General features: G+C 69.8%; 13 protein-coding genes. 8 read left to right on the top strand and 5 right to left on the bottom strand.

All coding sequences use genetic code 11. From position 1 onward, the window contains the following. Positions 1 to 2 precede the first annotated feature (2 nt). The 7 genes from glmU to pth all read left to right on the top strand — a co-directional run bounded on the left by glmU (position 3) and on the right by pth (position 5869). On the top strand, positions 3 to 1478 hold the full coding sequence (gene glmU, locus AWC03_RS06425) for a bifunctional UDP-N-acetylglucosamine diphosphorylase/glucosamine-1-phosphate N-acetyltransferase GlmU (protein ID WP_085239685.1): 1476 nt from the start codon (positions 3 to 5) through the stop codon (positions 1476 to 1478). Between the two features lie 88 nt (positions 1479 to 1566). Continuing rightward, on the top strand, positions 1567 to 2547 hold the full coding sequence (locus AWC03_RS06420) for a ribose-phosphate diphosphokinase (RefSeq protein WP_085239710.1): 981 nt from the start codon (positions 1567 to 1569) through the stop codon (positions 2545 to 2547). Beyond that, positions 2548 to 2904, top strand: a complete 357-nt coding sequence (gene arsC / locus AWC03_RS06415) for an arsenate reductase (glutaredoxin) (RefSeq protein WP_085239684.1) — start codon at positions 2548 to 2550, stop codon at positions 2902 to 2904. Continuing rightward, complete coding sequence (locus AWC03_RS06410; RefSeq protein WP_085239683.1) at positions 2901 to 3548, top strand: LpqN/LpqT family lipoprotein; 648 nt, start codon at positions 2901 to 2903, stop codon at positions 3546 to 3548. The genes arsC and AWC03_RS06410 overlap by 4 nt, the downstream gene beginning before the upstream one ends. A gap of 52 nt (positions 3549 to 3600) precedes the next feature. Then, positions 3601 to 4482, top strand: a complete 882-nt coding sequence (locus AWC03_RS06405) for an oxidoreductase (protein WP_085239682.1) — start codon at positions 3601 to 3603, stop codon at positions 4480 to 4482. Positions 4483 to 4621: 139 nt separating this feature from the next. Then, on the top strand, positions 4622 to 5281 hold the full coding sequence (locus tag AWC03_RS06400) for a 50S ribosomal protein L25/general stress protein Ctc (RefSeq protein ID WP_085239681.1): 660 nt from the start codon (positions 4622 to 4624) through the stop codon (positions 5279 to 5281). Between the two features lie 12 nt (positions 5282 to 5293). Beyond that, positions 5294 to 5869, top strand: coding sequence for an aminoacyl-tRNA hydrolase (gene pth / locus AWC03_RS06395; protein WP_085239680.1), 576 nt, complete (start codon positions 5294 to 5296; stop codon positions 5867 to 5869). 33 nt (positions 5870 to 5902) lie between these two features. Here the strand turns inward: pth and AWC03_RS06390 are convergent, their stop codons facing one another. From AWC03_RS06390 to AWC03_RS06365, 5 genes are all read right to left on the bottom strand, one after another. After that, positions 5903 to 7537 (bottom strand): fatty acyl-AMP ligase, encoded by a 1635-nt coding sequence (locus AWC03_RS06390; protein WP_085239709.1) that lies wholly within the window; start codon positions 7535 to 7537, stop codon positions 5903 to 5905. 326 nt (positions 7538 to 7863) lie between these two features. Next, the gene (locus AWC03_RS06380) at positions 7864 to 8820 is read right to left on the bottom strand and encodes a 4-(cytidine 5'-diphospho)-2-C-methyl-D-erythritol kinase (protein WP_208859285.1); all 957 of its coding nucleotides are present in this window, start codon (positions 8818 to 8820) and stop codon (positions 7864 to 7866) included. Between the two features lie 54 nt (positions 8821 to 8874). Next, positions 8875 to 9810, bottom strand: coding sequence for a 16S rRNA (adenine(1518)-N(6)/adenine(1519)-N(6))-dimethyltransferase RsmA (gene rsmA / locus AWC03_RS06375; protein ID WP_085239708.1), 936 nt, complete (start codon positions 9808 to 9810; stop codon positions 8875 to 8877). Continuing rightward, positions 9774 to 10901, bottom strand: coding sequence for a resuscitation-promoting factor (locus AWC03_RS06370; RefSeq protein WP_208859286.1), 1128 nt, complete (start codon positions 10899 to 10901; stop codon positions 9774 to 9776). The genes rsmA and AWC03_RS06370 overlap by 37 nt, the downstream gene beginning before the upstream one ends. Before the next feature lie 165 nt (positions 10902 to 11066). Further along, entirely contained in the window at positions 11067 to 11921 is an 855-nt protein-coding gene (locus tag AWC03_RS06365; protein WP_085239676.1) for a TatD family hydrolase, read from the bottom strand. 19 nt (positions 11922 to 11940) lie between these two features. Here AWC03_RS06365 and metG point away from each other — a divergent pair, with 19 nt between their 5' ends. Further along, on the top strand, positions 11941 to 13491 hold the full coding sequence (metG, locus tag AWC03_RS06360; protein ID WP_085239675.1) for a methionine--tRNA ligase: 1551 nt from the start codon (positions 11941 to 11943) through the stop codon (positions 13489 to 13491). Positions 13492 to 13575: the final 84 nt, after the last annotated feature.

The following is a 13575-nucleotide window of genomic DNA, read 5'->3' as shown; positions in this document are numbered from 1 at the left end:
TGATGGCGTCTCGTGGTGATACCGCGGTCCTGGTGCTCGCGGCCGGGCCCGGCACCCGGATGCGGTCCGACACCCCCAAGGTGCTGCACGAGATCGCCGGTCGCAGCATGCTGTCCCACCTGCTGCACGCCGTCACCAAGGTCGCGCCGCAGCACCTGGTCGTGGTCCTGGGCCACGATCATCAGCGCATCGCGCCGCTGGTCGCCGAATCGGCCGACGCCCTGGGACGCGGCATCGAGGTCGCGCTGCAGGACCGGCCGCTGGGCACCGGTCACGCGGTCCGTTGCGGCCTGTCCGCGCTGCCCGACGACTACGCCGGCGTGGTCGTCGTCACCTCCGGCGATACGCCGCTGCTGGACCCCGACACCCTGGCCGACCTGATCGCGACCCACCACGCGGCCTCGGCCGCCGCGACCGTGCTCACCACGACGCTCGACGACCCCACCGGCTACGGCCGGATCCTGCGCACCCAGGACAACGAGGTCACCGCGATCGTGGAACACGCCGACGCGACACCCGTCCAGCGGGAGATCCACGAGGTCAACGCCGGGGTCTACGCCTTCGACGTCGCGGCGCTGCGCTCCGCGCTGAGCCGGCTGAGCTCCGACAACGCCCAGCAGGAGCTCTACCTGACCGACGTCATCTCGATCTTTCGGGGCGACGGGCAGGCCGTCCAGGCCCGGCACGTCGACGACAGTGCCCTGGTCGCCGGCGTCAACAACCGCGTGCAGCTGGCGCAGCTGGGCGCCGAGCTCAACCGCCGGATCGTCGCCGCCCACCAGATGGCCGGGGTCACCATCGTGGATCCGGCGACCACCTGGATCGACGTCGAGGTCACGATCGGGCGCGACACCGTCATCCACCCGGGCACGCAGCTGCTGGGCCGCAGCCAGGTCGGGAGCCACTGCGTCGTCGGCCCCGACACCACGCTCACCGACGTCACCGTGGGTGAGGGCGCATCGGTGGTGCGCACGCACGGCACGTCGTCGTCCATCGGCGCCGGCGCCACGGTCGGCCCCTTCACCTACCTGCGGCCCGGCACCGTGCTGGGCGACGAAGGCAAGCTCGGGGCGTTCGTCGAGACCAAGAACTCCACGATCGGCACCGGCACCAAGGTTCCGCACCTGACCTACGTCGGGGATGCCGACATCGGCGAACACAGCAACATCGGCGCGTCGAGCGTCTTCGTCAACTACGACGGCGCCACCAAGCGGCGCACCACGGTCGGATCGCACGTGCGGACCGGCTCGGACACCATGTTCGTCGCCCCGGTGACCGTCGGCGACGGGGCCTACACCGGCGCGGGAACCGTGGTCCGCGACGACGTCCCGCCGGGCGCGCTGGCGGTGTCCGCGGGCCCGCAGCGCAACATCGAGGGCTGGGTGCAGCGCAAACGACCGGGCAGCGCGGCCGCCGAGGCGGCCGCGAAGGCGACACAGGCCGCCGACCCGGCGTCCGAGCCCGAACAGACACCGTGATGTCGGTTTCTGGTAACCCGGCCACTTTCCGTACGATTCGCTACGTACGATGGGGCGTTCCATTCTCGACAACGGTGAGGGCAGTGCGTTGAGCCACGACTGGACCGACAACCGCAAGAACCTGATGCTCTTCTCCGGCCGCGCGCATCCGGAGCTGGCCGAGCAGGTGGCAAAAGAGCTCGACGTCCACGTCACCGCTCAGACGGCGCGCGAGTTCGCCAACGGCGAGATCTTCGTGCGGTTCCACGAGTCGGTGCGCGGGTGCGACGCGTTCGTCCTGCAGTCGGCCCCGGCACCGGTCAATGACTGGCTGATGGAACAGCTGATCATGATCGACGCGCTCAAGCGCGGCAGCGCCAAACGGATCACCGCGGTCATGCCGTTCTACCCCTACGCCCGGCAGGACAAGAAGCATCGCGGCCGCGAACCGATCTCGGCGCGGCTGGTCGCCGACCTGCTCAAGACCGCGGGCGCCGACCGGATCGTGACCGTCGACCTGCACACCGACCAGATCCAGGGGTTCTTCGACGGGCCGGTCGACCACATGCGCGCCCAAAACCTGCTGACCGGCTACATCCGCGACAACTACCCCGACGGCAACATGGTGGTCGTCTCCCCCGACTCGGGCCGGGTGCGCATCGCCGAGAAGTGGGCCGACGCATTGGGTGGCGTTCCGCTCGCCTTCATCCACAAGACCCGCGACCCGCGCGTGCCCAACCAGGTAGTGTCCAACCGCGTGGTGGGCGAGGTGCAGGGCAGGACCTGTGTGCTCATCGACGACATGATCGACACCGGCGGCACCATCGCCGGCGCGGTGCAGCTGCTGCGCGACGACGGCGCCGCCGACGTCATCATCGCGGCCACCCACGGCGTGCTGTCCGACCCGGCCGCCCAGCGGCTCGCGGCGTCCGGCGCGCGGGAGGTGATCGTCACCAACACGCTGCCGATCGGCGAGGAGAAGCGCTTCCCCCAGCTCACCGTCTTGTCCATCGCGCCGCTGTTGGCCAGCACCATTCGCGCCGTCTTCGAAAACGGCTCCGTGACGGGGCTTTTCGACGGGGACGCCTAGATGGCTGCAAAGCCCGGCGAGGCTGTCATCTACCACAATCCCCGGTGCAGCACCTCCCGCAAGACGTTGGATCTGTTGCGCGACAACGGCCTCGAGCCGACGATCGTCGAGTACCTGAAGACCCCGCCGTCGCGCGCCGAACTGGTGAAGATGATCAGCGACGCCGGGATCGACGTGCGCACCGCGGTGCGCAAGCGGGAACCGCTGTACGCCGAACTCGATCTCGCCGATGCGACCGACGACCAGTTGCTCGACGCCATGGCCGAACACCCGATCCTGATCGAGCGGCCGTTCGTCGTGACGACGAAGGGCACCCGGCTGGCCCGGCCGGTCGAGAAGGCCCGCGAGATTCTGTGAGACGCGCGTGTGCGGCCACGGCCATCGCGCTGACCCTGCCCGTGACGGCTTGCGGGCCGAAAACGCCTGACTACCAATCGATCTGGTCGACAACCCCGACGACCACGACCACCACGACGAGGGTCGCCAAGCCCGTCCCGCTGTCGCAGTATCTGCAGAACATCGGCGTGACCGGACAGCAGGTCGCGCCGGGCAACCTGCCCGACCTGACGGTGTCGATCCCGACGCCCCCGGGCTGGACGGCGGCGCACAATCCGCACATCGCGCCCGAGACCGTGATGATCTCCAAGGGCGGCAAGTACCCGACCGCGCGGCTGGTGGTGTTCGCGTTGCACGGCGATTTCGATCCGGCCCAGGTGATCCAGCACGGCAACGACGACGCCCAGCTGTTCGAGGACTTCAAGCAGCTGGATGCCTCGACGACGCCCTACTACGGCTTCCCCTCGTCGATGATCCAGGGCAGCTACGACCTGGACGGTACGCGGCTGCACAGCTTCAACCGGATCGTCATCGCCACCGGTTCGCCGCCCACCAAGCAGCGCTACCTGGTGCAGCTCACCATCACCGGGCTGGCCAACCAGGCCGTCGCGCAGTCGTCCGACATCGAGGCGATCATGCGGGGGTTCGTCGTCGCCGCGAAGTGAATGCCCTTGCGGTTCGCCGGGCGGTGAGCGATCCCGATTAGGCTCGACAACCATGACCAACTGGACCGCCGCGGACCTGCCCTCATTCGCCGGGCGCACCGTCATCGTCACGGGCGCCAACAGCGGGCTGGGCGCGGTCACCGCCCGCGAGCTGGCGCGACGGGGCGCGACGCTCGTCATGGCGGTCCGCGACACCCGCAAGGGCGAGAAGGCCGCGCTGCAGATCAGGGGCTCCCACACCGGCCCGGTCGAGGTCCGCGCGCTCGACCTGCAAAACCTGTCGTCCGTGCGCGAATTCGCCGACGGGGTCGACAGCGTCGACGTGCTGATCAACAACGCCGGCATCATGGCCGCCCCGTACCAGCAGACCGTCGACGGCTTCGAGAGCCAGATCGGCACCAACCACCTCGGGCATTTCGCGCTCACCAACCTGCTGCTGCCCAAGCTCACCGATCGCGTGGTCACCGTGTCGTCGATGGCGCACTGGGCCGGCCGGATCAGCCTCGATGACCTGAACTGGAAGACGCGGCGGTACTCGCCGTGGCTGGCCTACAGCCAGTCCAAGCTCGCCAACCTGCTGTTCACCAGCGAGCTGCAGCGACGCCTGGACGGGGCCGGTTCCACGCTGCGCGCGCTGGCCGCCCACCCCGGCTACTCGCACACCAACCTGCAGGGCGCCTCCGGCCGCAAGCTCGGCGACGCGATGATGTCGGCGGTCACCCGCGTGGTGGCCACCGACGCCGACTTCGGCGCCCGCCAGACGCTGTACGCGGCGTCGCAGGACCTGCCGGGTGACACGTTCGTCGGGCCGCGATTCGGGCAGACCGGCCGCACCCAACCGGTCCGGCGCAGCCGGCGGGCGCAAGACCCGGCGATGGCGGCGGCGCTGTGGGAGCTGTCCGAGCAGCTCACCGGCACCAAATTTCCGCTCTGAGGTGCGGATGCGCTAACCTGACCGGGCGTCACGGCGAGGGTGGCTGGCCAGCCAGCACCGTTATCGACGGAGACCGACGAACTGTCGCGACCCTGGCCGTGCCCCCACACTCAGGCACCGAGCACACAGGAGCGACACGATGGCCAAGTCCGCAGGCAACCAACTCACCGCGACGGTACGAACCGAGACCGGCAAGGGCGCGTCCCGCCGCGCCCGCCGCGAAGGCAGGATTCCCGCCGTGCTCTACGGCCACGGCGCCCAACCGCAGCACCTGGAGTTGCCCGGCCACGACTTCGCGGCGGTGCTGCGCCACGCGGGCACGAACGCGGTGCTGAGCCTGGACATCGACGGCAAGGAACAACTGGCGCTGACCAAGGCGCTCGACATCCACCCGATCCGCCGCACCATCCAGCACGCCGACCTGCTGGTCGTGCGTCGCGGCGAGAAGGTGGTCGTGGAGGTCACCGTCGTCGTCGAGGGCGACGCCGCGCCCGGCACCCTGGTCACCCAGGACACCAACACCATCGAGATCGAGGCCGAGGCGCTGTCGATCCCCGAGCAGCTGACCGTATCGGTGGAGGATGCCGAGCCCGGCACCCAGTTCACCGCCGGGCAGATCGAGCTGCCGCGCGGCGTCAACCTGATCTCCGACCCGGAGACCCTGGTGGTCAACGTGGTGGTCGCGCCGAGCGCCGAGGACCTCGAGGAAGAGGGCGCGGGCGCCGCCGCCGAGGGCGGAGCCGCCCCGGCGGAGGCGGAAGCCGGCGAGGCCGAGGCGCCCGCGGGCGAGTCCGAGTAGGCGGACCGCAACGTGGCCGAGCCGTTGCTGGTGGTCGGCCTGGGCAACCCCGGAGACAACTACGCGCGCACCCGGCACAACCTCGGGTTCATGGTCGCCGACCTGCTCGCCGACCGGTTGGGTTCGAAGTTCAAGGTGCACAAGCGGTCCGGGGCCGACGTGGTCAGCGGCCGACTGGCCGGGCACTCGGTACTGGTGGCCAAGCCGCGCTGCTACATGAACGAGTCCGGCCGGCAGGTGGGGCCGTTGGCGAAGTTCTATTCGGTGCCGCCGGCCGACATCGTCGTCGTCCACGACGACCTCGACCTCGACTTCGGCCGGATTCGGCTCAAGATCGACGGCGGCGAGGGCGGCCACAACGGGCTGCGGTCGGTGGCGTCGGCGCTGGGCACCAAGGAGTTTCAGCGGGTCCGCATCGGCATCGGCCGGCCGCCGGGGCGCAAGGACCCGGCGGCGTTCGTGCTGGAGAACTTCTCCGCCGCTGAGCGCGGCGAGGTTCCCACCATCTGCGAGCAGGCCGCGGACGCCACCGAGTTACTCATCGAGCTGGGGCTGGAGCCCGCGCAGAACCAGGTGCACGCCTGGTAGGCGCCCGCCGTGGGGCGATCGATGCGGCGCGGCCTAGGTGACCAGGGTCGCGGAGTGCGAGCGGCGCAGCTTGCCCGATGGTGTCTTCGGGATGGTGCCCGGCCCGAGCACCACGACGTTGCGCGGCCGCATGTCGACCTCGGCCACCACCTCGCGGGCGACCTGGTGCTCGATCCGGCGCACCTCGGCCGGGTCCTGCCAGGCGTTGGACTCGACGGCGACGGCGAACGTCTCCCGGGAGTGCCCGGCGTCGAGGCGCACCGCGACAGCGCACCCGGGCCGCACCCCCTCGACGCGGCCCGCGGCCCGCTCGATGTCGGTGGGATAGATGTTGCGGCCCGCCATGATGATGACGTCCTTGACGCGGCCGCACACCACGATGTGGCCCTCCTCGGTCAGGTAGCCGAGGTCGCCGGTGTCATACCAGCCGTTCTCGTCCTGCGCCGGGAGGAAGCCGCCCATGGTCAGGTAGCCGGGCGTCAGCGACTCCCCGCGCAGCTCGATCACCCCGACGCCGCGCGGCGGCATCACGTCGCCGTTCTCGTCGATGATGCGCGCCTCCAGGTCCTGCAGCAGCGGGCCGAGCGTGGCCAGCCGGCGGGTGTTGCCCTTGGTGGCGGGCACCGCCCGGCGCAGCGCGGCCAGCAGGTCGGCGTCGACCTCGTCGACGACCAGGCCGGCGTTGCACTCCGAGAACGACACGGCCAGCGTCGTCTCGGCCATGCCGTAGGCCGGCAGGATCGCCGACGGACGCAGGCCGAACGGCTTGCCCGCGTCGAGCAGGTCCTCGACGTCGGCGGGTTCGACCGGCTCGGCGCCGGACAGCGCGAACCGCAGGGTCGACAGGTCGAAGTCGCCCGGCTTGGCGTTGCGGCGCAACCGCTTGGCGAGCAGCGCGTAGGCGAAGTTGGGCGCCGCGGTCATGGTGCCCTTGTACTTGTCGATGAGCTTGGCCCACAGCAGGGTGTCGCGCAGGAAGTCCATCGGCGTGACCTTGACCAGCTCCGCGCCGAAGTACATCGGGATGGTCAGGAAGCCGACCATGCCCATGTCGTGGAAGCAGGGCAGCCAGCTGACCATGACGTCCTTGTCGACGTCGTACTGCGCGCCGATGAACATCGCCTCGGCGTTGGAGTAGATGTTGCGGTGGGTGATCTGGACGGCCTTCGGAGATCCGGTGGAGCCGCTGGTCAGCTGCATCAGCGCCAGGTCGTCCTCGCCGACCTCGACGGGGTCGATCGGATCCGCGGCCAGCAGGTCGGCGACGGTGAGGACCTTGATGCCCTTCTCCTCCAGCACGGGGACGGCCACCAGGAAGGGCTCGGAGACGACGACGGCCTTGGCCTCGATCATGCCGATGACGTTCATGGTGTCCTCGGCCCACACGGCCAGGTCGGTGCGCGGCGTGGGCTGGTGCAGCATCGTCAGGCTGGCGCCGCGCATCCACAGGCCCTGCGCCGTCGGGGCGATCTCCACCGGGAAGCCGGCCAGCACGCCCACCGCGTCGCCCAGCCCGATCCCGGCGGCGGCCAGGCCGCCCGCGACGCGGCGCGCGCGCTCGTGGACCTCGCCCCAGGTGTGGCGGACCGGCTCGTGGGGTTCACCGGTGACCATGCCCGTCGTCGCGTTGCGGGCATTGCGGTACATCTTCTCGGTAAACCTGCTCACACAAACCTCCTCGGTTCCGGCGCTCGCCACGACGCCCGGGATTTGATATTCCGCTCCCTGGGTAACGCTTGGGAGCTGGCACGCAAACACAGTCGGGCTGCAGTTAGGTCTCGAATCGGCGATGAGTAGGCGGCCCGGCATGCGGCCACCGGATCGGCGCCAATCGGGCCCCGGAAACGCCGGTGAGCCCGAATTATCAGTCGTCCGCCGGGGACCCCGGCGGACGACGAAGATAAGTGTTCTTGCTCAGCGCTACCCGTCACCGCGCATTATCTTAAGCTCCTCTTAGGGAACAGCCCAAACGAATGCGCGATTTGGGGGAATTTTCACACCTCGGTGGGGGCCGGCACCACGCGGGCACCGGCCACCGGCCCGCTCGCGACGCGCACCGTGCGGCAGACGCCCGCACCGGACACCTCGGTGCCGACGTCGACCGCCGAGGCCGCCGAGGAGCACAGGAAGGCGCAGGTCGGGCCCGAGCCGGACACGATGCCCGCCAGGGCGCCGGCCTCGACCCCGGCGCGCAGGGTGCGGCGCAGCCGCGGATTCAGGCTTACCGCGGCGGCCTGCATCTCGTTGCCCAGCAAGGACGCCAGCTGCTGCGGGTCGCCCGCGGCCAGGGCCGCCAGCACCGGCCCGGGCCCGGCAAGCCGCGGCGGATCCCCGGCCTCCCGCAGCCGGTCCAGCTCGCTGAAGACCGCCGGCGTGAGCAGCTCGCCGTCGGCGAACGCCAGCACCCAGTGGAAGGTGTTGCGGGACAGCACGGTGGCCAGTTCCTCGCCGCGGCCGGTCCCCAGCGCGGTGCCACCGTGCAGCGCGAAGGGCACGTCACTGCCCAGCCGCGCGGCGAGCATCCGCAGGTCGCGGCGGGGCACGTTGAGCTCCCACAGCGAGTTCATGGCGACCAGCACGGCCGCGGCGTCGGCGCTGCCGCCGGCCATCCCGCCGGCCACCGGAATGGATTTGTCGATCATGATCGAGACGTCGGGCGCCCGGCCCACGTGCTCGGCCATGAGTTCGGCGGCCTGCCAGGCGAGGTTGCGCTCATCGGTGGGCAGCTTGTCGGCACCCTCCCCGACGACCTCGAGCGAGAGCACATCGGCGTTGCGGACCGTCACCTCGTCGAGCAGGGAGACGGCCTGAAACACGGTCGTCAGCTCGTGGTAGCCGTCCTCGCGGCGGTCGCCGACCGCCAGATACAGGTTGACCTTTCCGGGCACCCGGACGGTGACCGACCCGGTGGGCACCCACTGGGCGGCGGTGTTGCCGTCAGACATTGTCACCCACCGCAGCAGACTATCGCTGCGACCGGGCAACTACACGCAGCGCCGCCGCAGTCAGTTCGCGGACGGCTGCTGATCGGCCGCGGGCGCGGTACCGGACGCGGCCGATCGCCGCAACAGCCGCACGAAGTCGTCGATGGACAGCGTCTCGCCGCGACGGGCCGGGTCGATGCTGGCGGCCAGCAGCCGGTTCGCGGACTCATTGCCCGAGCCGGCCCACTCCGCGAACGCGTTGCGGACCGTCTTGCGCCGCTGCGCGAACGCGATGTCCACCAAGTGGAACACCTGGCGCCGGAAGGCTTCGTCGGTGGGCCACTGCGAACTGGCGTAGCGGTCGATGCGAACCAGCCCCGAATAGACCCGCGGAATCGGCCAGAAAACCGTCGGCGACACCATGCCGCACCGCCGGACCGTTCCGAAGAAGCGGACCTTGACGCTGGGCACGCCGTAGTCCTTGCCGCCGGGCTCGGCGGCAAGGCGTTCGGCTACCTCCGCCTGCACCATCACGGTCACGGTCTTGATGGACGGAAACTCGGCGAGCAGGTGCAGCAGCGCGGGCACCGCCACGTTGTAGGGCAGGTTGGCCACGACCGCGTTGGGCTCGGCGGCCAGCTCGTCGGGGCGCAGGGTCAGCACGTCGCGGTTGAGCACGGTGAGCCGCTGGATCTCGCTGTGTGAGTGCTCGGCGACGGTCTGCGGCAGGCGGTCGGCCAGCACCGGGTCGATTTCGACCGCCGTGACGGTGGCGCCGCGGTCCAGCAAAGCCAGCGTCAGTGAGCCCAGGCCGGGGCCGACCTCGAGGACGTGATCGGTCCGGCCCACCCCGGCGGTCGAGACGATCCGGCGGACCGTGTTGGCGTCGTGGACGAAGTTCTGACCGAGGGATTTGCGTGGCCGAAAATCAAGTTCTTTGGCAAGCCGCCTGATCTCGGTCCGACCCAGCAGCCGGATGGTCAGCTCGCACCAGCTCTTCCGCTGCACACCGGCCAGGCGCCCCAGCCCTGGCGCTGCCGGGTCACCTCGGCGACCGCGATCTGCTCTTCCCGAGTTGCCAGGTCCGCGCGCGCGGCGAACCGCAGCCCGCCGTTGCGCTCCCAGGTGCCCTGGTCGAACTGCACACCGCCGTAGTAGCCGTTGCCGGTGTTGATCGCCCAGTTCCCGCCGGCCTCGCAACCCGCGATCGCGTCCCAGACGGATCCGTTGGTCACCGGCGGCACGTCGGTTCCGGGCTTGGTCCCGATCCGCACCACGGCCTCACGTGCCGGGGTGATCACGGTGTTGGCGATGGGCAACCGCCCGGTCTCGACGCCGTTGACGGTCGCCACGGCGAAGGTGACGTCCTGGGTGCCCGGGGCGCCCGGGTCCTCGACCACCTGGCGGCTCATGTTCATGTCCGGGTCCTCGACCCGGCGGGCGTTCGGCGGCAACGGCATCCGCTCGGTGACGCGCTGGATCCGGTTGCGGGTCACCTGGATTTCCATGCCGTCGACGATGGGCGACGACGCGCTGGGCACCGCCTGGTCGCCTTCGAGGAGCGGCGCGCCGGCGGCGCTCAGCAGCCCCGCGACATTGGGCGCGGGCAGATGGACCATGCGGGCGGTGCCGCCGTCGGTGATGCGCACGGTCTTGGCGCTGACGACGGGCAGGGCCATCCCGGCCAGCGGGACCCGGCTGCCGCGGGAGGCCGCGGCCGGGGCGGTGTCGGTCATGGCGAGTTGGGCCAGCGCCTCGTCGACGGTGGATGCCGTCGTCCACACCTGTTTGGTGTCGCGGCCGTCCAGCGAGATCTGCAACGGCCGGCTGCGGCGCAACACGATGTTGGCGGCGTCGTGCACCGTGACGTCTCCGGCGGGGTACAGGTCGTCACGCTCGTCGACGGAGAAGCCGTTCTCCTGCACGATGTCGATCACCCGCGACTTCATCGTGGTGACCCGCATGGCGATTCCGTCGACGGTCAGCGTCACCGTCTTGCACGCGGAGACCGCGAATCCGCCCGCGAACGCCAGGACTACCAGGAGCCCTCCGACGACGAGCCGCAACATCGGCGACGGGTTCTGATGAAGTTTTGTTAATACAGTCAACGTGCGTCTATCCCGACCACAGCAAGCACCCCAACGACCTAATCAGCACCAAACGACAAATTAGGGCCCGCAGGCCCCACCCTTTCGATCACAAGACGGTAACGAACCGGCCAATGTTGAGCAACTCCTGCGCGACTTTGTGAACGCAATCGCGCAGTCCGCGGGTCAACCGGGAGGCAGTCCGTAGACCCGCCGGGCGTTGTTCGTGGAGGCCAGCGCCAGCTCTTCGGCGGGACGACCTACCAGTTCAGCGACCGCCCGGACAGTATAAGGAAGGCAGTACGGCTCGTTGGGCGACCCGCGGTAGGGATGCGGCGTCAGGAACGGCGCATCGGTCTCCACCAGCAGCTGCTGCAGCGGTATCAGCGGAACGGCTTCCCGCAGCTCGCGCGCGTTGCGGAAGCTCGCCGTCCCGGACAGGCTGAGCAACCACCCCGCGTCCACGCAGCGCCGGGCCGTCGCGGGGCCCGACGAGAAGCAGTGGAAGATCACCACGTCGGGGGCGCCCTCGGCCGCCAGCACGTCGAGGACCTCGGCGTCGGCCTCGCGGTTGTGGATCATCAGCGGTTTTCCGCACCGCTTGGCCAGGTCGATGTGCCAGGCGAAGGCGTCGCGCTGCGTGCCCGGCTGCGCGCACCCGTCGAGGCGCCCGGGCCAATACAGGTCCAGGCCGGTCTCGCCGACGGCCACCACCCGCGGATGCGCCGCGAGCCGCTCGATCTCGGTGCGTGCGTCGTCGTCCAGCGCGTCGGCGCGGGTGGGATGCAGTCCCACCGCGGCGTACACCCGCGGGTCCCAGTCGGCGGCCCGGGTCACCCAGCGCGCCGAATCCAGGTCGTCGGCGATGGTGACCACCGCGCCCACCCCGACCGCCGCGGCGCGGTCGACGATGGCGCGCACACCCTCGGCGTCCCGGGCGCCGCAGGCGTCCAGGTGGGTGTGGGCGTCGACCAGCGGAGCCAGCGGTTCGGGCGGGGGCGGCGCTTCTCGTTTACCAGACCGGTTGGAACTCACGGCCACACAATAGGGTGGACTCTCGATGAGGCCCTACTACGTCACCACGGCGATCACGTACCCCAACGGTGATCCGCACGTCGGGCATGCCTACGAATACATCGCCACCGACGCCATCGCCCGGTTCAAGCGCCTCGACGGGTTCGACGTGCGATTCCTGACCGGGACCGACGAGCACGGTCTCAAGATGGTCGAGACGGCGGCGGCGCAGGGCATTCCCACCGCCGAGCTGGCCCGGCGCAACTCCGACGCGTTCCAGCGCCTGCAGGAGAGGCTGAACATCTCCTTCGACCGGTTCATCCGCACCACCGACCCCGACCACCTTGAGGCCTCCAAGGCGATCTGGCGGCGGATGCGGGCCGCCGGCGACATCTACCTCGACACCTACGCGGGCTGGTATTCGGTGCGCGACGAACGGTTCTTCGTCGAATCCGAGACCGCGCTGGTCGACGGCACCCGGATCGCCGTCGAAACCGGTGCCCCGGTGACCTGGACCGAAGAGCAGACCTACTTCTTCCGGCTGTCGGCATACGCCGACAAGCTGCTGGCCCACTACGAAGCCAACCCGGATTTCATCGGGCCCGAGGTGCGCCGCAACGAGGTTGTCAGCTTCGTCTCCGGCGGGCTGCGCGACTTGTCCATCTCGCGCACCTCGTTCGACTGGGGTGTGCAGGTGCCCGAGCATCCCGATCACGTCATGTACGTCTGGGTCGACGCGCTCACCAATTACCTGACCGGCGTCGGCTATCCCGACACCGAATCCGAGCTGTTCCGCCGCTACTGGCCGGCCGACCTGCACATGATCGGCAAGGACATCATCCGGTTCCACACCGTGTACTGGCCGGCATTCCTGATGTCGGCCGGCATCGAACTGCCGCGCAGGGTGTTCGCGCACGGGTTCCTGCTCAACCGCGGGCAGAAGATGAGCAAGTCGGTGGGCAACATCGTCGACCCGGTCGCCCTGATCGACACGTTCGGCGTCGACCAGCTCCGCTACTTCCTGTTGCGGGAGGTGCCGTTCGGTCAGGACGGCAGCTACAGCGAAGACGCGATCATCGCCCGGATCAACGCCGATCTGGCCAACGAGCTCGGCAACCTGGCCCAGCGGTCGTTGTCCATGGTGGCCAAGAACCTGGGTGGGGTCGTCCCCGAACCGGGCGAGCTGACGGCCGCGGACGCGGATCTGTTGGCGACGGCCGACGGATTGCTGGACCGGGTGCGCGCCAGCTTCGACGGCCAAGCCATGCATCTGGCGTTGGAGGCGATCTGGCTGATGCTCGGCGAGGCGAACAGATACTTCTCGGCCCAACAGCCGTGGGTGTTGCGCAAGAGCGAGTCCGAGGCCGACCAGCTGCGGTTCCGCACGGTCCTCTATGTCACCTGCGAGGCGGTCCGCGTCGCCGCTCTGCTCGTCCAGCCGGTGATGCCCGACTCCGCCGGCAAGCTGCTCGACCTGCTCGGGCAGGCTGGGGACCGGCGGGCGTTCGACGCCGTCGCCGCGCGCCTGGCCCCCGGCACGAAGCTGCCGCCACCGGCCGGGGTGTTCCCCCGTTACCAGCCTCCCGAAGGGGAATGAGCCGCCGGGACCCGCCGGCGAGGCGGCCGGAAAAGCAAGGGCCCGCGAAGCGCCGCATCAGCATCTGCGCAAAGGCCTCGTGTA

The sequence above is a fragment of the Mycobacterium europaeum genome, from assembly GCF_002102155.1.
Lineage (GTDB): Bacteria > Actinomycetota > Actinomycetes > Mycobacteriales > Mycobacteriaceae > Mycobacterium > Mycobacterium europaeum.
The sequence above is the reverse complement of the archived record's forward strand: the minus strand, read 5'-3'. Positions and strand labels throughout refer to the sequence as shown.